The following is a 16,984-nucleotide window of genomic DNA, read 5'->3' as shown; positions in this document are numbered from 1 at the left end:
CAGCAGGCGGTTCTCCTCGTGCTTGGCCTTGGGCCAGGGGTCGGGGAAATTGACGTAGACCCGGCTCAGGCCGCGCGGGGCGACGAGGTTGCGCAGGGCGAAGGCCGCCTCGCCGTGGTAGAGCCGCACGCTGGTCACGCCCTCCCGCCGCATGCGCTTGAGGGCGCGCGCCACGCTCGCCGCCGAGACCTCCACGCCCAGGATGTTCCACCCCGGGTGGCGGCGGGCGATCTCGGCGGTGAAGCGGCCGTCGCCGTGGCCGACCTCGAGCACCAGCTCCCCTTCCCGGCCCCAGACCTCGGCGGGGGAAAGGGGAAAGTTCAGGGTCCCGGGACGTAGCAGCAACACGCTTTCACCTTCGGAGCGAAAAAAACGCCAAAGGTTTTCGGCCTTCGGCGTTGGGCGTTGAACGTCGGGCTGGGCGGATCAGTCCACCAGCTCCACGAGCGCGAGCTGGGTGCCGTCGCCGCGGCGGCGCTCGGCCAGCTTGAGCACGCGGGTGTAGCCGCCCGGGCGGGAGGCGTACTTGGGGGCGATCTCGTCGAAGAGCTTGCGCACGAGCTTGGGGTCGTGCAGGTCGCGCAGCAGCAGGCGGCGCAGGTGGTTGCGCTGCGCGACGGCCTTGAGCTCCTCAGGGGTAGCCATGCGCTCGCCTTCCTTCAGGGCGCGCGGCTTGCCGTCCTTGTCGAGGGGCTTGGTGAAGCGCGTGCCCTCGGGCACGGTGAGGGTGGGCGCCTTCTTGGCGGTGTTGATGAGGCCGTCAACGAACCCCACGAGCTCCTTGGCCTTGGGGATGGTGGTGGTGATGCGGCCGTGCTCGATCAGCGCCTTGGCCTGGTTGCGCGCCAGGGCCACGCGGTGCGAGGAGCTGCGGTTGAGCTTCCGTCCGGACTTCAGGTGACGCATGTTCTGACTCCTACTCTTTGAGGTCGAGCCCGTGTTGCATCAGCACCGCCTTGATCTCGTCGAGGCTGCGGTCGCCGATGCCGGGCACTTTCTTGAGTTCGCGCTCGGAGAGGGCCAACAGGCTCTCCACCGACTCGATGCCTTCTTCCTTTAGGTTGTGCAGCACGCGGGTGGTGAGGCCCAGCTCGTCGAGGGTCAGGCCGGTGGAGGCCACCGCGGGCTTGCTGGGGGCGCCCACCTCGCGGGCGGGGGGGGCGAAGCTCGAGCTGCCGAGCGAGGGGGTCACGGGCTTCTCCTGCGCCCGGATCACCGGGGACTGGTCGAAGAAGCCGAGCTGCTCGCGCAGGATCCCCACCGCCTGCTGCAAGACTTCCATGGGGGAGACCGAACCGTCGGTCCACACCCGCAGGGTGAGCTTGTCCAGGTCGGTGCGCTGGCCCAGGCGGGTGTCCTCGACCTGGTAGGCCACGCGCCGCACGGGCGAGTAGTGCGCGTCCACGGGGATCGAGGAGATGCGGTCCTTGATGCCGTGGCGCTCGGCGGGCACGTAGCCCACGCCCTCGTCCACGCGCACCTCGAGCACCAGCTTGGCCCCCGCGCCCAGCGTCGCGATGTAGAGGTCGGGGTTGACGATCTCGGCGTCGGAGGGCACCTCGAGGTCGCGGGCGTACACCTCGCGCGGCCCCTGGGCGCGCAGGGTGAGGGTCTTGGTGCCGGGGGTGTGGAACTTCACCACCAGCTCCTTGAGGTTGAGGATGAGCTGGACGACGTCCTCCTTGACGCCGTTGATGGTGGAGAATTCGTGCAGCACGTCCTCGATGTAGACGCTGGTGACGGCGGTGCCGGGGATCGAGGACAGCAGAATGCGCCGCAGCGGGTTCCCGAGGGTCACGCCAAAGCCCCGCTCCAGGGGCTCGAGCACGAACTCGCCGTAGTTCCCGTCAATTCGGGCGTTGAACACCGGAGCTTTGGTCTTGGTGGTTTCCAAAGTTTCCTCCTACGGAGGCGTCTGGGGTCTGGGGTCTGGGGCGTTCTCAGCCCGAGCTCAGGCTCCAGGCACCCGACGCTTTACCTCGAGTAGAACTCGATCACGAGCTGCTCGTTGACCGGGATGGAGAGGGCCTCGCGCTCGGGAACGCGCAGGAAGCGGCCCTTCATGGTCTCGGGGTTGAACTCGACCCAGGGGAAGGACTTGCGGCCCTTGAAGCGCTCGACGTTGGCCTGGATGAAGGCCAGCTTCTTGCCCTTCTCGCTCACGGCGATCTCGTCGCCCTGCTGCACGCGGTAGCCGGGCAGGTCCACCTTCTTGCCGTTGACCAGGATGTGGCCGTGGCGCACGAACTGGCGGGCCTGGCGGCGGGTGGAGGCGATGCCCATGCGGAAGACGACGTTGTCGAGGCGCGACTCGAGGAGCTGGAGGAAGATGGTGCCGGTGACGCCCTTCTTGCGGCTGGCCTCTTCGAAGAGGTTGCGGAACTGGCGCTCGCCGACCTCGTAGATGAAGCGCAGCTTCTGCTTCTCGCGCAGGCGCACCGCGTAGTCGGAGGGGCGGCGGGTCTTCTTCTGCCCGTGCTGGCCGGGCGAGTAGGGGCGGCGGTCGAGGTACTTCTGTACCTTCTCGGTCTCGGCTATGTTGATGCCCAGCCGGCGGGCGACTTTGACAACAGGACCAGCGTAACGACCCATCGTTCAATCACTCCTTAAGCAATCTTGCGGAACTTCTTGCGCGGACGGCAGCCGTTGTGGGGGGCGGGGGTGTCATCGACGATGGAGCGCACCTGGATCCCCGAAGCCTGCAGGGCGCGGATGGCCTGCTCGCGGCCCGCGCCGGTGCCGCGCACCACCACGTCCACGCTGGTCATGCCGAAGCCCTGGGCCTTCTTGGCGGCGTCCATGGCGGCGAGCTGGGCGGCGTAGGGGGTGCCCTTGCGGCTGCCCTTGTAGCCGATCACCCCGCCCGACGACCAGGTCACGGGGTTGCCGTCGGCGTCGGTGATGGTGACGATGGTGTTGTTGTAGGAGGCGTGGATGAACGCCCGCCCACTGGTCACGTGGCGCTTGACTTTCTTCTTGGTTGCCTTCTTCGGTGCGGCCATACTCTCCTCGGTTGCACCCACGTTGAGCGAATCCTTCCGCTGGGGGTTACTGCGACTTGGGTGCGCCTGGTCGCGCCCGGGGCGGAAACCCCGAAACCGGGGGCTCAACGCTAGCTAGGAGTCTCTGCTGGCCCAAAGTGGGACTTCATTCCAGCTTTGTACTTCCTAATTGCCTCGCCTCCAAAACCCCAAGCGGGTCCCGGAAGCCCTGACGGTTACTTGCGCGGGGCCTTCTTCTTGCCGGCCACGGTCTTGCGCGGGCCCTTGCGGGTGCGGGCGTTGGTGCGGGTGCGCTGGCCGCGCACGGGCAGGCTGCGGCGGTGGCGCAGGCCGCGGAAGCAGCCGATGTCCATGAGGCGCTTGATGTTGCCCGCGACCTCGGCGCGCAGCTCGCCCTCGGTCTTGTAGCTGTTCTCGATGTGCTCGCGCAGCTTGGCCACGTCGGCCTCGCTGAGGTCCTTCACGCGCACCGAGGGGTCGATCTGGGTGGCCTCGAGGGCTTCTTTAGCGCGGTGGGGGCCCACGCCGTAGATGTAGGTAAGGGCGATGTCCACACGCTTGTTGCGGGGGATTTCGACGCCTGCAATACGAGCCATTCCTCTTCTCTCCTTTAACCTTGCCGCTGCTTGTGCTTGGGCTCCTCGCAGATCACGAAGACCCGACCGTGGCGCTTCACGATCTTGCACTTGTCGCAGATTTTCTTGACCGACGCTCTGACCTTCATGCTCTCTCTCCTCCGTGGGCTACTTCCTGTAAACGATCCTGCCCCGGCTCGGGTCGTAGGGGGTGACCTCGACCACCACCCGGTCGCCCGGCAGGATGCGGATGTAGTTCATGCGCATCTTGCCCGAGATGTAGCACAGGATTTCGGGGCCGTTGTCGAGCTGAACCCTAAAGGTGGTGTTGGGCAGGGCCTCCGAGATGACCCCTTCCATCCGAATCGTGTCTTTGTCCTTCGCCAAGCGCCTCTCCTTCCCCTCACCTCAGCGTGCCGCAACCGACCGCGGGCTCCCGGTGAGGAGCCTTGGGCCGGCCTCGGTGATCGCTACGGTGTTTTCATAGTGGGCGGCCAGGTTGCCTTTGCCGGCGCTGGCCGTCCAACCATCCTCCAATATTACCACCTTGGCCGGGAATTGCGTAACCATTGGCTCGAAGGCCAGGGTCATGCCCGGGCGCAGCTTGGGGCCCTGCCCGGCCTTGCCGAAGTTGGGCACCTGGGGGTCTTCGTGCATCGAGCGGCCCACGCCGTGGCCCACCATCTCGCGCACCACCCAGAAGCCGTGGCCCTCGACGTACTGCTGCACGGTGGCCGCCACGTCGCCGGTGCGGTTGCCCGCCTTCATGACCTCCAGCCCCGCCCAGAAGGCCTCCTCGGTGACGCGGATGAGCTTCTCGGCCTCGGGCGAGACCTTGCCGATGGCGTAGGTGCGGGCCATGTCGGTGGTGAAGCCCTGGTAGGTGAAGGCGAAGTCCACCTTCAGCACGTCGCCCTCCTTCAGCGCGCGCTTGCCGGGGAAGCCGTGCACGACCACCTCGTTGAGCGACATGCAGGTGGCGAAGGGGTAAGTGCCCTGGTAGCCCATCTGCGGGGCCACCCCGCCGCGCTCCTTGATGGCCCGGGCGACGAACTGCTCGAGCTCCAGGGTGGTCACGCCGGGGCGGACCAGGGGCTCGAGCTCGGCGAAGATCTCGGTGTGCAGCCGGCCGGTCTCGGCCATGCGCTCGAGCTCCCAGGGGCTTTTGATCACGATCGCCACGCCGCCGTCTCCTTCAGGGCAGGCGCCCGTTGTTCAGGGCGCTCTGGATGCGGGCCCACACCTCGTCCATGCTGCCCAGGCCGTCGATGGCCTTGAGGCTGCCGGTGCGGGCGTAGTACTCGACCAGGGGTTGGGTCTTCTCCTCGTACACCGCCAGGCGGTTGCGGATGGTGGCCTCGTTGTCGTCGGAGCGCCCCTCGGCCTCGGCACGGCCCAGCAGGCGTTTGATGAGCTCCTCCCGCGGCACGTCCACCAGCAGCACGCCGCGCAGCTCGACGCCCAGCTCCGCCAGGAGCCGGTCCAGGGCCTCGGCCTGGGCGTAGGTGCGCGGGAAGCCGTCGAAGATGATCCTGGGGGCGGGCATGGCGGCGATCTCTTCCTTGACGAGCTCGAGGATCAGGTCGTCGGGCACCAGGTCGCCCCGGTCCAGGATCGGCCCGACCTTCCGGCCCAGCTCGGTGCCGCGGGCGATGTGGCTGCGCAGGATATCGCCGGTGGAGAGCTGGCGGTAGCCCTTCTCGGCAGCCAGACGTTTGGCCTGGGTGCCTTTTCCGGCCCCAGGCGGTCCCAGGAAGATAACCGCTTCGCCCATAGTGAATGTTCCCCTGAAAAGTGTGCGGCCTCCGGTCTTCCCCGAGCTCGTGCCCCGGGGCCCCCGGCGGCGGACTGCACGCCCGCCGCCGGGAGACTCAGAAGCGCGAGCCGGTGCGGCCGCGGATGCGGCCTTTGGACAAGAAGCCTTCGTAGTTGCGCAGCATGAGCTGCGACTCGATCTGGCGCAGGGTGTCGAGCGCCACCCCGACCACGATCAGCAGGCTGATCCCCGAGAAGGCCACCAGGCTGAAGCCCGTGGCCTGCAGCACCAGCGTGGGGATGGCCGCGACCGCCGCCAGGAACAGCGCCCCCCACAGCGTCAGGCGCGAGACGATGTGCTCGAGGAACTTGACGGTGGGGTCGCCGGGGCGGATGCCGGGGATGAAGCCGCCGTACTCGCGCAGGTTCTCGGCGATGCGCCGGGGGTCGAACTGCACGGCGGTGTAGATGTAGGTGAAGCCGAAGATCAGCAGCACCTCGATGACGAGCCCGGAGAGGTTGGTGGGGTTGAAGAAGTTGGCGATGGACTGGGCCACCTGGCTCTGGGTGAAGGAGCCGGCGATGAACAGGGGCACCTGCAGCAGCGCCGCCGCGAACACGATGGGGATGACCCCCGCCGCGTTGACCTTGACCGGGATGTAGGTGGCCTGCCCGCCGTAGACCCGCCGCCCCACCTGCTTACGGGCGTACTGCACGGGGATGCGGCGCTCGGCCTGGGTGATGGTAGCCATGAAGGCGAAGGCCGCGACCAGGAAGGCGATGAAGAGGATCAGCGCGATGAGGTTGGCCTGCCCGGCGCCCACCAGACCGGCGGTCTGGGCGATGGACAGCGGCCAGCCCGCGATGATGCCCGCGAAGATGATCATGCTGGTGCCGTTGCCCACCCCGTACTCGGTGATGCGCTCGGCCATCCACAGCACCAGCGCGATCCCCGCGACCTGGGTCACCACCACGATGAAGTGGAAGAAGAAATTGGGCTCCCAGCCGGGCAGCAGGAACTGCCCGTTGTTGGAGGAGAGGAAGGCGGTGGAGAGGAACAGCGCCTGCACCCCGCCCAGCGCCACGCCCGCGTAGCGGGTGTAGCGGTTGATGATGCGGCGGCCCTCCTCGCCCTCCTTCTGCAGCTTCTCCAGCGCCGGCACCACCGTGACCAGGAGGTTCATGATGATCGAGGCGGTGATGTAGGGCATGATGCCCAGCGCGAAGATGGAGAACTGCTCGAAGTTGGAGCCCGAGAAGAGGTTGATGATGCCCAGCGCCCCCCCGGCCTGGGTGCCCAGGTACTCCTTGATCTTGGTGTAGTCCACGCCGGGGGTGGGGATGAAGGCGCACAGGCGGTAGGCCGCCAGCACCATCAAGGTGAAGATGATCCGGGCACGAAGCTCGGGGATGAAGAGGGCATCCCGGAAAGCCCGGAGCATGTTAGGCTCCCTCGCTGTTGCCCTCGAGGGCGATGGCCTCGCCCCCGGCGGCCTTGATCTTCTCGGCCGCGGCGGCGGAGAACTTGTGGGCCGTCACCTTCAGCGCGGCGCCGATCTCGCCGTTGGCGAGCACCTTCACCGGGTAGCCCGGACGCACCAGCCCGGCGTCGGCCAGGGCCTCGGGGGTGACTTCGCCCTGGGTGAAGGCCTTGGCGATCGCGCCGACGTTGACCACCTGGTACTCCACGCGCTTGATCTCGCCGGGCACCTGGCCGCTCATGCCGCGCTTGGGCAGCCGCATGAGCAAGGTCGAGCGCCCGCCCTCGAAGCGGCTGGAGTTCTTCAGGCCGCCCGAGCGGGACTTCTGGCCCTTGTGGCCGCGCCCGGCGGTCTTGCCGTGGCCCGAGCCGGGGCCGCGGGCCACGCGCTTGCGCTTCTTGTTGGCCCCCGGGTTGGGGCGCAGGTCGGTGAGTTTCATTACTTGGCCTCCTCAACGGTGACCAGGTGGGCGACCTTGGCGATCTGGCCCCGCACGGCGGGGTTGTCGGCCAGCTCGCGCACCCGGTGCATCTTGGTCAGGCCCAGGGCCTTGAGGGCGGCCTTCTGGTCCTTGGGGTAGCCGATGGGGCTCTTGGTCAGCTTGACGCGGATCGCCATCAGGCCACCTCCTCCTTGCGCAGGCGCTTGACGTCCTGCCAGGTCTGGAGCTGGCGCAGCGCCTCCATGGTGGCGTAGGCGATGTTGACGGGGTTGCGCGAGCCGAGCTCCTTGGTGAGCACGTCGGTGACGCCGGCGAGCTCGAGGATGGCGCGGGGCACCATGCCCGCGATCACGCCGGTGCCGGGGGCCGCCGGGCGCAGCAGGATGGTGGAGGAGCCGTGGGTCACCTGGATCTCGTGGGGGATGGTGCCGCCCTGCAGGGGCACCTCGACCAGCGAGCGGCGGGCGTAGTTCTGGGCCTTCTGCACCGCGATGGGCACTTCCTTGGCCTTGCCCAGGCCCAGCCCCACCCGGCCCTGGCGGTCGCCCACCACGACCAGCGCCCCGAAGCGGAAGCGGCGGCCGCCCTGGTAGGTCTTGGCGGTGCGGCGCACCACGATCATCTTTTCTTCGAAATCGGTCTCGGGCATTATCTGCTCCTTCAGCGCGTCGGTGTCGAGGGTCTGGGGTCTAGCGCCTTCCGTCGGCCGTTAACCCTGGACGCTCGACCCTCGGCGTTAGAACTCCAACCCGCCCTCGCGGGCGCCGTCGGCCAGGGCCTTGACCCGCCCGTGGTACTTGTAGCCGCCGCGGTCGAAGACCACCTGGGTGATGCCTTTCTCCTTGGCGGCCTTGGCGAGGGCCTCGCCCACCTTCTTCGCCACCTCGGTCTTGTTGCCGGTGAGGCCCAGGGCCTTGCTCGAGGCCGAGGCCAGGGTCACGCCCTTGGAGTCGTCGATGATCTGCGCGTAGATGTGCTGGAGGCTGCGGAAGACCGACAGGCGGAGCCGTCCGGAAGCCTTGACCGCATTGCGCACGCGGAACTTGCGGCGATCAGCAGTGGAGAGTTTGGACATGGCTCATCCTCCTTACTTGGTGCCGGTCTTGCCGGGCTTGAGCTTGATGGGCTCGTCGGCGTAGTAGATGCCCTTCTCGTGGTAGGCGCTGGGCTTGCGGATCGAGCGCAGGTTGGCCGCGGTCTGGCCCACGAGCTGCTTGTCGATGCCGCGGATGACCACCTTGGTGGGCTCGGGCACCTCGAAGGTGATGCCCTGCGGGGGCTCGACGACCACCGGGTGGCTGTAGCCGACGGTGAGCTCGAGGTTCTTGCCGGCGAGCTTGGCGCGGTAACCGATGCCCTTGATCAGCATCTCGCGGCTGTAGCCCTCGGCCACGCCCTTGACCGCGTTGGCGATGAGGGTGCGGGTGAGGCCGTGCAGGCTCCTGTGGCGGCGCTGGTCGGTGGGGCGCTCGACCTTGACGCTGCCGTCCGCGACGCTCACCTTGAGCTCGGGATCGACGGCAACGGTGTTCTCGCCCTTGGGGCCCTTGACCTTGACGTTGGCATAAGCCACTTCAACGGTCACGCCCTTGGGCAGGGGGATGGCTTGTTTACCAATTCGAGACATGGCTTTTATTTCTCCTTCTGGGGGCCCCCGAACAAGCGCGACGGTCTCGTTCGGCAGTTGGCGTCAACTTCGGGCCGGCCCCAAATCGGCTGGTTTGGGGGCTCGATTACCACACCTCGCAGATGATTTCGCCGCCCACGCCCAGCCTGCGGGCTTCGCGGTCCACGAGCACACCCTTGGAGGTCGAGATGATGGCCGTGCCCAGGCCCTTGCGCACCACGGGCACGTTCTCGGCGTTGACGTAGACGCGCCGGCCAGGGCGGCTGACGCGCTGGATGTGCTGGATGACCTTCTCACGGCGGGGGCCGTACTTGAGGATCAGGCGCAGGTAGGGCTTGCCCTCGACCTCGACGCGCTCGAGGCCCTTGAGGTAGCCCTCGCGCACCAGGAGCTGGGCGATCTGCTCCTTGAACTTCGAAGCAGGCACCTCCACGCTCTCCTTGTGGACCGTCAGACCGTTGCGGATCCGGGTCAACATGTCGGCAATAGGATCGCTGTACATTCTTCCTCTCCTCTTACGCCCCGAGCGGAGCTATTCTTGGCGGGTCTGCCGCGCGAGTCAGGTCTTGAGCCGTTTGCGCTCAACCGTGCGACTTGGGCAACCCCTCCGGCTCGTGGGCTCGGTTGGCCTGCGGTCTCGGAGCAAAGCCTCCGACCGGCCAGACCACCTTTACCAGCTAGCCTTCTTCACGCCGGGCAGGAGCCCCCTGTGGGCCATCTCCCGCAGCTGGATGCGGCTGATGCCGAAGTAGCGGATGTAGCCCTTGGCCCGGCCGGTGAACGCGCAGCGGTTCTTGTGGCGGGTAGGGCTGGCGTCGCGGGGCAGCTCGGCCAGTGCGGCCCAGTCCCCGGCGGCCTTGAGCGCGGCCCGCTTGGCGGCGTACTTGGCGACGGTCTTCTGCTTGCGCTTCATCTTCTCGACTTGCGATTTCTTCGCCATTGACTCACCTCCTCTCTTACTTGCGGAACGGGAAGCCCAGCAGCTCGAGCAGCGCCCGCGCCTCCTCGTCGGTCTTGGCGGTGGTCACGACGGCGATGTCCATGCCGCGCACGGCGTCGACCATGTCGAAGGTGATCTCGGGGAAGATCGCCTGTTCGCGCAGCCCCAGGTTGTAGTTGCCGCGCCCGTCGAAGCCGCCCGGGTTGATGCCGCGGAAGTCGCGGATGCGGGGCAGGCCGACGGTGAGGAGCTTCTCGAGGAAGATCCACATGCGGTCGTTGCGCAGCGTCACCCGCAGGCCGATGGGCATGCCCTGGCGCAGCTTGAAGTTGGAGATCGACTTCTTGGCGCGGGTGACGGCCGGCTTCTGGCCGGTGATGAGCGCGAGCTCCTGCCCGGCCTTCTCCAGGATGCGGCTGTCCTCCTTGGCCTCGCCCAGGGCCTGGTTGACCACGACCTTCACCAGGCGCGGCACCGCCATGACGTTGTCGTAGCCGAAGCGCTTCATCAGCTCGGGGACGACTTCGGTCTTGTACTTGTTGCGCAGGTAAACCTCGAGCGCCATCTCACTTCTCCTTCACGTCCAAGGCGCCCCCGCAGCTCACGCACACGCGGACGCGGCGGGTCTTGCCGTTCTCGGTGACTTCCTTCTTGCGCACGCGGGTGGGCTTGCCGCAGCTCGGGCAGACCGGCATCACCTTGGAGACGTGCAGCGGGCCTTCCTTCTCCACGAAGCCGCCCTGGGGGTTGCGGGGGTTGGGGCGCACGGCGCGCTTGATGACGTTGATCCCCTCCACCACCACGGTCTGTTCCTTGGGGTTGACCGCCAGCACCTTGCCGGTCTTGCCCTTGATGCCGGGCTTGAACTCGCCGGTCTTGGGGTCGGTGCGGTCCTTCCTGCCGGAGATCACCAGGACGGTGTCCCCCTTCTTCACATGAAGCTTGGCCTTTTCCATCACAGCACCTCGGGGGCCAAGGAGACGATCTTCATGAAGCCGCGCTCGCGCAGCTCACGGGCCACCGGGCCGAACACGCGCGTGCCGCGGGGCTCGTTCTGGTTGTTGATGATCACGGCAGCGTTGGTGTCGAAGCGGATGGTGCTGCCGTCGGCGCGGCGGATCTCCTTGGCGGTACGCACCACCACGGCCTTGACCACCTCGCCTTCCTTGACCATGCCGCGCGGGATGGCCTCCTTGACCGAAGCCACGATGATGTCGCCCACGCTGGCGTACTTGCGGTTGGAACCCCCCATGATGCGGATGGCCGCGATCTTGCGGGCTCCGGTGTTGTCGGCTACGTCGAGTACGGTCTCGTTCTGGATCATGCCTTACCACGCTCCTTGCGCAGCAGGTAACGCTCGATCAGGTCCATCCGGCCTTCCTCGACCTTCTTGACCACGGTGAAGCGCTTGCGGGCCGACATCGGGCGGGACTCCCGGATCTCGACCACGTCGCCCAGCTTGTACTCGCCCTTTTCGTCGTGGGCGAGGTACTTCTTGGAGCGCTTGATCACCTTGCCGTAAATGGGGTGGGGGAACTGGCGCTCCACCAGGACAGCGACGGTCTTTTCCATCTTGTCGCTGACCACCACGCCGGTCAGGCTTTTCTTCGGCATCCTCGATCTTCTCCTTTATTTCAAGAGCCACAGGCCGCACTCTGCCCTGCGGGAAAGGGGCGACCCAAGCAGTCCAAATGGCGAGTATACACCAACGCTGCCAGGCCGCCAAGGGCCGCGCCCCCGCTGGGCGGGGGCCGCGAGCTACTTCTGCTTCTCCGTCAGGACGGTGAGGAGCCGGGCGATCTCGCGCTTGGTCTCCCGCACGCGGTGGTTCTTGTCGAGCTGGCCGATGGAGGCCTGGAAGCGCAGCTCCATGAGCTCCTTCTTGCGGGCGGCCACCTCCTTCTGCAGGTCGGCCACCGAGAGCTTGCGGATCTCACTGAGCTTCATCGTAGGCATCGCGTCTCACCACCTTCGTCAGCACCGGCAGCTTGTGACCGGCCAGGCGCAGCGCTTCACGGGCCTGCTCCTCGGTCACGCCCGCCACCTCGAACATCACCCGGCCGGGCTTGACCACGGCCACGTAGCCTTCGACGTTACCCTTACCCTTACCCATTCGGACTTCCAGGGGCTTCTTGGTGAAGGGCTTGTCGGGGAAGATGCGGATGAAGATCTTCCCGCCGCGGCGGAAGTGGCGCACCATGGCCACACGGGCGGCTTCGATCTGCTGGGCGGTGATCCAGCCGGGTTCGGTGGTCACCAGGCCCCACTCGCCGAAGGCCACGTAGTCACCGCCCTTGGCGGCGCCGGCCATGCGGCCGCGGTGGGCCTTGCGGTACTTCATGCGCTTGGGCATCAGCATGGCTTACTCACCCCCCTCGCGGGTGCCTCCCCCGCTGCGGCGCACGGCCGAGCGGCGGCGGGGACGGCCGTCTTCGCGGTCGCGGCGGGGCGTGGCGGGGCGCGGCGCGGGGGCGGGCACCGCCCCGACCTTCTTGCCGCCGATGACCTCGCCCATGAAGACGTAGGCCTTCACGCCCAGCGAGCCGTAGGTGGTCTCGGCGCGGGCGGTGCCGTAGTCGATGTTGGCGCGCAGGGTGTGCAGGGGCACGCGGCCTTCGGCGGCCCACTCCACGCGGGCCTGCTCGGCGCCGCCGATGCGGCCGGAGACCACGATCTTAGCCCCCTGGGCCCCGCTCTCGCGCACGCGCTGCACGGCCTGCTTGATGCTGCGGCGCACGGCGAAGCGGCGCTCGATCTGCTCGGCCACGCGCTGGGCCACCAGCGGGGCGGAGAGGTTGGGGTTGCCCACCTCCTGCACGTTGAGCGCGACGGTCTTGCCGGGGAACTGCTTCTGCAGGCTCTCGCGCAGGCGCTTGATGGTCTCGCCGCCGCGGCCGATCACCACGCCGGGCTTGGCGGCGTAGACGGTGACGGCCACGTTGTCGGCCGCGCGCTCGATGTCGATGCGGGCCAGGCCGGCGGGCCGGAGCTCGCGCTCGATCTGCGCGCGGATCTTGCGGTCTTCGACGATGGTCTTGGCGTAGGCCTTCTTGCCGGCGTACCAGCGCGACTCGAACTCGCGGGTGATGCCGAGGCGCAGGCCCACGGGGTTGATCTTATTTCCCATCTTTCTCCCCCACGATGATGGTGATGTGGCTGGTACGCTTCTTGATGATGTGGGCCTGGCCGCGGGCGCGGGGCAGCACCCGCTTGAGCGAGGGCCCCTCGTCCACGTAGGCGGCCTTGACCACCAGTTGGTCCTCGAGCATGTCGAAGTTGTTGATGGCGTTGGCCGCGGCCGACTCGAGCACCTTCACCACGGGCTCGGAGGCCCGCTTGTTGGTGTACTTGAGGATGGCCTTGGCCTCGTCCACACCCTTGCCCCGGATCAGGTCCACCACCAGGCGGGCCTTGCGGGGCGACATGCGGATGTAGCGAGCGATGGCTTTAGCTTCCATTCCGTGCATTCTCCCTTCGGTCGCCCTTCCGGCTGAGCCGGAAGGTGGCGGACTTACTTCTTGGTGGCCTTGGTGTCCTTCCCGTGCCCGCGGTAGGTGCGGGTGGGGGCGAATTCGCCCAGCTTGTGCCCTACCATCTGCTCGGTGACGTACACCGGGACGTGCTGCTTGCCGTTGTACACCGCCAGGGTGTGGCCGATCATCTCGGGGACGATGGTGCTGCGGCGGCTCCAGGTCTTGATGACCCGCTTCTCACCCTTGGCGTTCATCGCCTCCACCTTCTCGATGAGGTGGCCGTCGATGAAAACCCCTTTCTTCATGCTACGCGGCATAGTTTCTCCTACTCGTGCCTAGGGCACCAAAACCTTTATTTCTTGCGCCGGGCAACGATGAGGGCGCTCGAGGGCTTCTTCTTCTTGCGGGTCTTGAGACCTTTCGCCTGCTGGCCCCAGGGCGAGACGGGGGCGCGGCCGCGGGGGGCACGGCCCTCACCACCGCCGTGGGGGTGGTCCACCGGGTTCATCACGGTGCCGCGCACGTGGCCCTTGCGGCCGCGGTGGCGGGTGCGGCCCGCCTTGCCCAGCACGATGTTCTTGTGGTCGGCGTTGGAGACGGTGCCGATGGTGGCGTAGCTCTCGGCGTGGACCTTGCGCAGCTCGCCCGAGGGCAGGCGCAGGATCACGTAGTCGCCCTCGCGGCCCTGGACCTGCACGCTGGTGCCGGCGCTGCGGGCCATCTTGGCGCCCTTGCCGGGCTCGAGCTCGACCGCGTGGATCACCGTACCGACCGGGATGAAGCGCAGGGGCAGGGCGTTGCCGGGCTGGATGAGGGCTTCGGGGCCGCTGAGCACCTCGGCGCCGACCGCCAGGCCGTCGGGGGCCAGGATGTAGCGCTTCTCGCCGTCCTTGTAGAACAGCAGCGCGATGCGCGCGGTGCGGTTGGGGTCGTACTCGATGGCGGCCACCTTGGCCGGGATGTTGGCCTTGTCGCGGCGGCGGAAGTCGATGATGCGGTACAGGCGCTTGTGCCCGCCGCCACGGAAGCGGCTGGTGATGCGGCCCTGGTTGTTGCGCCCGCCGGTCTTCTTGATGGGGGCGGTGAGGCTCTTCTCCGGCTTGGTCTTGGTGATGTCGGAGAAGTCCGCCACCGTCATGAAGCGGCGCGACGGGGTGTAGGGACGGAATTTCTTGACTGCCATTGTCTACCTCACTTGATACGAGCTAACCGAGTCGCTCTGATCCCAAGTGGTCTCTTGCCCCTTCATCGTGCGGCCGCCGGGATGGGGCCGCTACGCTCGGTCTCGAGGCGAGGGGTGCGCACCGCCGTCGCGGCCCGTGCGCACGCCCGGTTTAGATCAAGCCCTCCAGGGCCTCGATCTTCTGTCCGGCGGCCACCGTGACGATGGCCTTCTTGCGGTCGGCCTTCTTTCCCGTGAAGCGGCCCAAGCGGGCGGCTTTGCCCTCGTAGTTCTGCACGTTGACCCGCACCACCTTGACCTTGAACGCGGCTTCCACGGCGTTCTTGATCTCGGTCTTGGTGGCGGTGGGCGCCACCAGGAAGGTGTAGGTGCCCTCGGCGAACTTGGCGTAGGCCTTCTCGGAGAGCAGGGGCTTGAGGATCACGTCGTAGGCGGTCTTCATGCCTCACCTCCGTGGCCCTGGCCGCGCGCGGCCAAGCGGGCCTGTGCCGCCTCCCAGGCGGGCATGTCCAGCACCAGGGTCTCCTGGCGCAGGATGTCGTAGACGTTGAGGCCGGCCGGGGCCAGCACCCGCACCTTGGGCAGGTTGCGGGCGGCGCGGGCCACCTTCTCGTCGGCGGTGACCAGCAGAACGGTGGTGCCGGCCAGTCCGTTGGCCTCGAGCCAGGCCACGAACTCCTTGGTCTTGCCGTTCACGCCCTCGAAGCCGTCGGCGATGAGCAGCCTGCCCTCCTTGGCGCGGTCGGCCAGGGCCATGGAGAGCCCGAGCTGGCGCACCTTCTTGGGCAGGGTGTAGCTGTAGTCGCGGGGCTGGGGCCCGAAGACCGTACCGCCGCCCACGAAGATGGGCGCGCCGGCGTCGCCGTGGCGGGCACGGCCGGTGTGCTTCTGGGAGTAGGGCTTCTTGGTGGTGAAGTTGACCATGCCGCGGGTCTTGGTCGCGGCGGTGCCCCGGCGGCGCGAGGCGAGCTGCCAGCGCACCACCTCGTAGAGCACGTGGGGGTTGATCTCTTCGGGCAGCGTGGCCTGAAGCTCGCGCTTGCCCTTGGCGGAGAGTACCGTGAGGTTATACATCTGCTATCGCTCCTCCCCTCAGGCCTTCCGCTTGGCCGCCGGGCGGCGGCTGGTCTCGCGCACCGTCACCAGGTTGCCGTTGGCGCCGGGGATGGCCCCCTTGACCAGGATCAGGTTCTCCTCGGGGATCACGTCCACGACCTCGAGGTTCTGCACGGTGATGCGCTCGGCGCCGTAGTGACCGGCCATCTTCTTGCCCTTGTACACGCGGCCCGGGGTCTTGCGGTTACCGATGGAGCCGGGGTGGCGGTGCACCTTGTGGGCGCCGTGGGTCATGTTGCCGCCGGCGAAGTTCCAGCGCTTCATCACGCCGGTGAAGCCGCGGCCCTTGGAGATGCCGCTGACGTCCACCTTCTCGCCGGGCTGGAAGATGGAGACGGTCACGGTGTCGCCCTCGGGACTGAAGCCGCGCAGCTCGCGCAGGTAGCGCACGGGCTCCACGCCGGCCTTGGCGAAGTGGCCCTTCATGGGCTTGTTGACCCGCTGGGCCTTCTTGGGCTGGAAGCCGAGCTGCACCGCCTCGTAGCCGTCCTTCTCGACGGTACGGCGCTGCACCACCGGGCAGGGCCCGGCCAGGATCACGGTCACCGGCACGGCCTTGTCGTTCTTCCAGACCTGGGTCATGCCGACCTTGGTTCCGAGGATGCCTTTCACCGTCCACCCCCGAGGATCTTCATTTCGATCTCCACCCCGGTGGGCAGGTCGAGGCTCTGCAGGCTCTCGATGGTCTTGCGGTTGGGGTCGGAGATGTCGACCAGGCGGTTGTGGGTGCGCAGCTCGAAGTGCTCGCGACTGTCCTTGTGCTTGAACGGACCGCGCAGCACGGTGAAGCGGCGAACCCGGGTAGGCAGGGGCACCGGACCGGCGACCTGAGCCCCGGTGCGGCGGACCGTTTCGACGATCTTGGCCGCCGAGGCGTCCAGGCTCTTGTGGTCGAAGCCCCGTAGCTTGATTCGGATCTTTGGCATTCAGGGCCTCCTTACTCCAGGATCTTGGCGACGACGCCGGCGCCGACGGTGCGGCCGCCCTCGCGGATGGCGAAGCGCAGGCCCTCCTCCATGGCGATGGGCTTGATGAGCTCGACGGTGAAGGTGACGTTGTCGCCGGGCATCACCATCTCCACCCCCTTGGGCAGCTCGACCACCCCGGTCACGTCGGTGGTGCGGAAGTAGAACTGCGGCCGGTAGTTGGTGAAGAACCCGGTGTGCCGCCCCCCCTCCTCCCGCTTCAGCACGTACACCGAGGCCTCGAACCTGGTGTGCGGCGTCACGCTGCCCGGCTTGGCCAGCACCTGCCCCCGCTCGACCTCCTCGACCTGCACATGCCCCACCTCGACGGCTTCGAGGTGCTCGAGCAGCTCCAGCGCCTCGACCGCGGCAACGACCTCGTGCCCAAGGTGGTGCTCACCGCCGACGCCACCCCCGAGGCCCGC

32 protein-coding genes and 1 pseudogene are annotated in these 16,984 nt (G+C 67.5%); all 33 read right to left on the bottom strand.

Annotated elements, in window-relative coordinates; genetic code table 11:
* The coding region (gene trmB, locus Mterra_RS10630; protein ID WP_245971594.1) for a tRNA (guanine(46)-N(7))-methyltransferase TrmB at nucleotides 1-345 on the bottom strand (345 nt) is incomplete at its 3' end.
* An 81-nt stretch (nucleotides 346-426) separates the two neighbouring features.
* Complete coding sequence (locus Mterra_RS10625; RefSeq protein WP_119315169.1) at nucleotides 427-906, bottom strand: bL17 family ribosomal protein; 480 nt, start codon at nucleotides 904-906, stop codon at nucleotides 427-429.
* Nucleotides 907-916: 10 nt separating this feature from the next.
* Nucleotides 917-1,894, bottom strand: a complete 978-nt coding sequence (locus Mterra_RS10620) for a DNA-directed RNA polymerase subunit alpha (RefSeq protein WP_119315168.1) — start codon at nucleotides 1,892-1,894, stop codon at nucleotides 917-919.
* A gap of 80 nt (nucleotides 1,895-1,974) precedes the next feature.
* The gene (rpsD, locus tag Mterra_RS10615; protein ID WP_027892161.1) at nucleotides 1,975-2,592 is read right to left on the bottom strand and encodes a 30S ribosomal protein S4; all 618 of its coding nucleotides are present in this window, start codon (nucleotides 2,590-2,592) and stop codon (nucleotides 1,975-1,977) included.
* Nucleotides 2,593-2,606: 14 nt separating this feature from the next.
* Nucleotides 2,607-3,002, bottom strand: coding sequence for a 30S ribosomal protein S11 (gene rpsK / locus Mterra_RS10610; protein ID WP_027892160.1), 396 nt, complete (start codon nucleotides 3,000-3,002; stop codon nucleotides 2,607-2,609).
* A gap of 215 nt (nucleotides 3,003-3,217) precedes the next feature.
* Entirely contained in the window at nucleotides 3,218-3,598 is a 381-nt protein-coding gene (gene rpsM, locus Mterra_RS10605) for a 30S ribosomal protein S13 (protein WP_119315167.1), read from the bottom strand.
* A gap of 14 nt (nucleotides 3,599-3,612) precedes the next feature.
* Nucleotides 3,613-3,726 (bottom strand): 50S ribosomal protein L36, encoded by a 114-nt coding sequence (gene rpmJ, locus Mterra_RS10600; RefSeq protein WP_027892158.1) that lies wholly within the window; start codon nucleotides 3,724-3,726, stop codon nucleotides 3,613-3,615.
* 19 nt (nucleotides 3,727-3,745) lie between these two features.
* Nucleotides 3,746-3,964, bottom strand: a complete 219-nt coding sequence (infA, locus tag Mterra_RS10595; protein ID WP_119315166.1) for a translation initiation factor IF-1 — start codon at nucleotides 3,962-3,964, stop codon at nucleotides 3,746-3,748.
* 21 nt (nucleotides 3,965-3,985) lie between these two features.
* The gene (gene map / locus Mterra_RS10590; RefSeq protein WP_119315165.1) at nucleotides 3,986-4,759 is read right to left on the bottom strand and encodes a type I methionyl aminopeptidase; all 774 of its coding nucleotides are present in this window, start codon (nucleotides 4,757-4,759) and stop codon (nucleotides 3,986-3,988) included.
* A 13-nt stretch (nucleotides 4,760-4,772) separates the two neighbouring features.
* Complete coding sequence (locus tag Mterra_RS10585) at nucleotides 4,773-5,351, bottom strand: adenylate kinase (RefSeq protein WP_119315164.1); 579 nt, start codon at nucleotides 5,349-5,351, stop codon at nucleotides 4,773-4,775.
* A gap of 97 nt (nucleotides 5,352-5,448) precedes the next feature.
* Complete coding sequence (secY, locus tag Mterra_RS10580) at nucleotides 5,449-6,774, bottom strand: preprotein translocase subunit SecY (protein ID WP_119315163.1); 1,326 nt, start codon at nucleotides 6,772-6,774, stop codon at nucleotides 5,449-5,451.
* A 1-nt stretch (nucleotide 6,775) separates the two neighbouring features.
* Nucleotides 6,776-7,252, bottom strand: coding sequence for a 50S ribosomal protein L15 (gene rplO / locus Mterra_RS10575; RefSeq protein ID WP_119315162.1), 477 nt, complete (start codon nucleotides 7,250-7,252; stop codon nucleotides 6,776-6,778).
* On the bottom strand, nucleotides 7,252-7,434 hold the full coding sequence (rpmD, locus tag Mterra_RS10570; protein ID WP_119315161.1) for a 50S ribosomal protein L30: 183 nt from the start codon (nucleotides 7,432-7,434) through the stop codon (nucleotides 7,252-7,254). The genes rplO and rpmD overlap by 1 nt, the downstream gene beginning before the upstream one ends.
* Entirely contained in the window at nucleotides 7,431-7,904 is a 474-nt protein-coding gene (gene rpsE, locus Mterra_RS10565) for a 30S ribosomal protein S5 (RefSeq protein WP_027892152.1), read from the bottom strand. The genes rpmD and rpsE overlap by 4 nt, the downstream gene beginning before the upstream one ends.
* A gap of 87 nt (nucleotides 7,905-7,991) precedes the next feature.
* Nucleotides 7,992-8,330, bottom strand: a complete 339-nt coding sequence (gene rplR / locus Mterra_RS10560) for a 50S ribosomal protein L18 (RefSeq protein WP_119315160.1) — start codon at nucleotides 8,328-8,330, stop codon at nucleotides 7,992-7,994.
* Between the two features lie 12 nt (nucleotides 8,331-8,342).
* Nucleotides 8,343-8,882, bottom strand: a complete 540-nt coding sequence (rplF, locus tag Mterra_RS10555; RefSeq protein WP_027892150.1) for a 50S ribosomal protein L6 — start codon at nucleotides 8,880-8,882, stop codon at nucleotides 8,343-8,345.
* 106 nt (nucleotides 8,883-8,988) lie between these two features.
* The gene (rpsH, locus tag Mterra_RS10550; RefSeq protein WP_027892149.1) at nucleotides 8,989-9,384 is read right to left on the bottom strand and encodes a 30S ribosomal protein S8; all 396 of its coding nucleotides are present in this window, start codon (nucleotides 9,382-9,384) and stop codon (nucleotides 8,989-8,991) included.
* A gap of 168 nt (nucleotides 9,385-9,552) precedes the next feature.
* On the bottom strand, nucleotides 9,553-9,822 hold the full coding sequence (rpsN, locus tag Mterra_RS10545) for a 30S ribosomal protein S14 (protein WP_027892148.1): 270 nt from the start codon (nucleotides 9,820-9,822) through the stop codon (nucleotides 9,553-9,555).
* Nucleotides 9,823-9,838: 16 nt separating this feature from the next.
* Complete coding sequence (gene rplE, locus Mterra_RS10540) at nucleotides 9,839-10,387, bottom strand: 50S ribosomal protein L5 (RefSeq protein ID WP_119315159.1); 549 nt, start codon at nucleotides 10,385-10,387, stop codon at nucleotides 9,839-9,841.
* A 1-nt stretch (nucleotide 10,388) separates the two neighbouring features.
* Nucleotides 10,389-10,778 (bottom strand): 50S ribosomal protein L24, encoded by a 390-nt coding sequence (rplX, locus tag Mterra_RS10535; protein ID WP_119315158.1) that lies wholly within the window; start codon nucleotides 10,776-10,778, stop codon nucleotides 10,389-10,391.
* Entirely contained in the window at nucleotides 10,778-11,146 is a 369-nt protein-coding gene (gene rplN / locus Mterra_RS10530; RefSeq protein WP_018466899.1) for a 50S ribosomal protein L14, read from the bottom strand. Before rplN ends, rplX begins: the two co-directional genes overlap by 1 nt.
* Nucleotides 11,143-11,436, bottom strand: a complete 294-nt coding sequence (gene rpsQ / locus Mterra_RS10525) for a 30S ribosomal protein S17 (RefSeq protein ID WP_027892145.1) — start codon at nucleotides 11,434-11,436, stop codon at nucleotides 11,143-11,145. Before rpsQ ends, rplN begins: the two co-directional genes overlap by 4 nt.
* 144 nt (nucleotides 11,437-11,580) lie before the next feature.
* Entirely contained in the window at nucleotides 11,581-11,778 is a 198-nt protein-coding gene (gene rpmC / locus Mterra_RS10520) for a 50S ribosomal protein L29 (protein WP_119315157.1), read from the bottom strand.
* Nucleotides 11,756-12,181: a 50S ribosomal protein L16 gene (rplP, locus tag Mterra_RS10515; protein ID WP_027892143.1), complete on the bottom strand. Its 426-nt coding sequence runs from the start codon at nucleotides 12,179-12,181 to the stop codon at nucleotides 11,756-11,758. Before rplP ends, rpmC begins: the two co-directional genes overlap by 23 nt.
* Nucleotides 12,182-12,184: 3 nt before the next feature.
* On the bottom strand, nucleotides 12,185-12,949 hold the full coding sequence (gene rpsC / locus Mterra_RS10510; RefSeq protein ID WP_119315156.1) for a 30S ribosomal protein S3: 765 nt from the start codon (nucleotides 12,947-12,949) through the stop codon (nucleotides 12,185-12,187).
* Nucleotides 12,939-13,280 (bottom strand): 50S ribosomal protein L22, encoded by a 342-nt coding sequence (rplV, locus tag Mterra_RS10505; RefSeq protein WP_119315155.1) that lies wholly within the window; start codon nucleotides 13,278-13,280, stop codon nucleotides 12,939-12,941. The genes rpsC and rplV overlap by 11 nt, the downstream gene beginning before the upstream one ends.
* A gap of 53 nt (nucleotides 13,281-13,333) precedes the next feature.
* Nucleotides 13,334-13,612 (bottom strand): 30S ribosomal protein S19, encoded by a 279-nt coding sequence (rpsS, locus tag Mterra_RS10500; RefSeq protein ID WP_027892141.1) that lies wholly within the window; start codon nucleotides 13,610-13,612, stop codon nucleotides 13,334-13,336.
* Between the two features lie 35 nt (nucleotides 13,613-13,647).
* The gene (rplB, locus tag Mterra_RS10495; RefSeq protein WP_119315154.1) at nucleotides 13,648-14,478 is read right to left on the bottom strand and encodes a 50S ribosomal protein L2; all 831 of its coding nucleotides are present in this window, start codon (nucleotides 14,476-14,478) and stop codon (nucleotides 13,648-13,650) included.
* Nucleotides 14,479-14,629: 151 nt separating this feature from the next.
* The gene (locus Mterra_RS10490) at nucleotides 14,630-14,920 is read right to left on the bottom strand and encodes a 50S ribosomal protein L23 (protein ID WP_027892139.1); all 291 of its coding nucleotides are present in this window, start codon (nucleotides 14,918-14,920) and stop codon (nucleotides 14,630-14,632) included.
* Complete coding sequence (gene rplD / locus Mterra_RS10485; protein ID WP_119315153.1) at nucleotides 14,917-15,552, bottom strand: 50S ribosomal protein L4; 636 nt, start codon at nucleotides 15,550-15,552, stop codon at nucleotides 14,917-14,919. The genes Mterra_RS10490 and rplD overlap by 4 nt, the downstream gene beginning before the upstream one ends.
* Before the next feature lie 18 nt (nucleotides 15,553-15,570).
* On the bottom strand, nucleotides 15,571-16,206 hold the full coding sequence (gene rplC / locus Mterra_RS10480; RefSeq protein WP_027892137.1) for a 50S ribosomal protein L3: 636 nt from the start codon (nucleotides 16,204-16,206) through the stop codon (nucleotides 15,571-15,573).
* A complete protein-coding gene (rpsJ, locus tag Mterra_RS10475; protein WP_018466910.1) occupies nucleotides 16,203-16,520 on the bottom strand; it encodes a 30S ribosomal protein S10 in 318 nt (105 codons plus the stop codon). Before rpsJ ends, rplC begins: the two co-directional genes overlap by 4 nt.
* 11 nt (nucleotides 16,521-16,531) lie before the next feature.
* Nucleotides 16,532-16,873: pseudogene (locus tag Mterra_RS10470) on the bottom strand (EF-Tu C-terminal domain-related protein); the annotation flags it as partial.
* Between the last annotated feature and the right edge of the window lie 111 nt (nucleotides 16,874-16,984).

Origin of the sequence: Calidithermus terrae (genome assembly GCF_003574345.1) — a bacterium.
In the GTDB taxonomy this organism is placed as follows: Bacteria; Deinococcota; Deinococci; order Deinococcales; family Thermaceae; genus Calidithermus; species Calidithermus chliarophilus.
This window is presented reverse-complemented; position numbering and strand designations above follow the sequence as displayed.

Bases quoted from the DNA above. Each gene is read 5' to 3' on its own strand.
- Mterra_RS10625 (WP_119315169.1), bottom strand. From the start codon at position 906: ATGCGTCACCTGAAGTCCGGACGGAAGCTCAACCGCAGCTCCTCGCAC.
- rpsD (WP_027892161.1), bottom strand. From the start codon at position 2,592: ATGGGTCGTTACGCTGGTCCTGTTGTCAAAGTCGCCCGCCGGCTGGGC.
- rpsK (WP_027892160.1), bottom strand. From the start codon at position 3,002: ATGGCCGCACCGAAGAAGGCAACCAAGAAGAAAGTCAAGCGCCACGTG.
- rpsM (WP_119315167.1), bottom strand. From the start codon at position 3,598: ATGGCTCGTATTGCAGGCGTCGAAATCCCCCGCAACAAGCGTGTGGAC.
- rpmJ (WP_027892158.1), bottom strand. From the start codon at position 3,726: ATGAAGGTCAGAGCGTCGGTCAAGAAAATCTGCGACAAGTGCAAGATC.
- Mterra_RS10585 (WP_119315164.1), bottom strand. From the start codon at position 5,351: ATGGGCGAAGCGGTTATCTTCCTGGGACCGCCTGGGGCCGGAAAAGGC.
- secY (WP_119315163.1), bottom strand. From the start codon at position 6,774: ATGCTCCGGGCTTTCCGGGATGCCCTCTTCATCCCCGAGCTTCGTGCC.
- rplO (WP_119315162.1), bottom strand. From the start codon at position 7,252: ATGAAACTCACCGACCTGCGCCCCAACCCGGGGGCCAACAAGAAGCGC.
- rpsE (WP_027892152.1), bottom strand. From the start codon at position 7,904: ATGCCCGAGACCGATTTCGAAGAAAAGATGATCGTGGTGCGCCGCACC.
- rplR (WP_119315160.1), bottom strand. From the start codon at position 8,330: ATGTCCAAACTCTCCACTGCTGATCGCCGCAAGTTCCGCGTGCGCAAT.
- rplF (WP_027892150.1), bottom strand. From the start codon at position 8,882: ATGTCTCGAATTGGTAAACAAGCCATCCCCCTGCCCAAGGGCGTGACC.
- rpsH (WP_027892149.1), bottom strand. From the start codon at position 9,384: ATGTACAGCGATCCTATTGCCGACATGTTGACCCGGATCCGCAACGGT.
- rpsN (WP_027892148.1), bottom strand. From the start codon at position 9,822: ATGGCGAAGAAATCGCAAGTCGAGAAGATGAAGCGCAAGCAGAAGACC.
- rplE (WP_119315159.1), bottom strand. From the start codon at position 10,387: ATGGCGCTCGAGGTTTACCTGCGCAACAAGTACAAGACCGAAGTCGTC.
- rplX (WP_119315158.1), bottom strand. From the start codon at position 10,778: ATGGAAAAGGCCAAGCTTCATGTGAAGAAGGGGGACACCGTCCTGGTG.
- rplN (WP_018466899.1), bottom strand. From the start codon at position 11,146: ATGATCCAGAACGAGACCGTACTCGACGTAGCCGACAACACCGGAGCC.
- rpsQ (WP_027892145.1), bottom strand. From the start codon at position 11,436: ATGCCGAAGAAAAGCCTGACCGGCGTGGTGGTCAGCGACAAGATGGAA.
- rpmC (WP_119315157.1), bottom strand. From the start codon at position 11,778: ATGCCTACGATGAAGCTCAGTGAGATCCGCAAGCTCTCGGTGGCCGAC.
- rplP (WP_027892143.1), bottom strand. From the start codon at position 12,181: ATGCTGATGCCCAAGCGCATGAAGTACCGCAAGGCCCACCGCGGCCGC.
- rpsC (WP_119315156.1), bottom strand. From the start codon at position 12,949: ATGGGAAATAAGATCAACCCCGTGGGCCTGCGCCTCGGCATCACCCGC.
- rplV (WP_119315155.1), bottom strand. From the start codon at position 13,280: ATGGAAGCTAAAGCCATCGCTCGCTACATCCGCATGTCGCCCCGCAAG.
- rpsS (WP_027892141.1), bottom strand. From the start codon at position 13,612: ATGCCGCGTAGCATGAAGAAAGGGGTTTTCATCGACGGCCACCTCATC.
- rplB (WP_119315154.1), bottom strand. From the start codon at position 14,478: ATGGCAGTCAAGAAATTCCGTCCCTACACCCCGTCGCGCCGCTTCATG.
- Mterra_RS10490 (WP_027892139.1), bottom strand. From the start codon at position 14,920: ATGAAGACCGCCTACGACGTGATCCTCAAGCCCCTGCTCTCCGAGAAG.
- rplD (WP_119315153.1), bottom strand. From the start codon at position 15,552: ATGTATAACCTCACGGTACTCTCCGCCAAGGGCAAGCGCGAGCTTCAG.
- rpsJ (WP_018466910.1), bottom strand. From the start codon at position 16,520: ATGCCAAAGATCCGAATCAAGCTACGGGGCTTCGACCACAAGAGCCTG.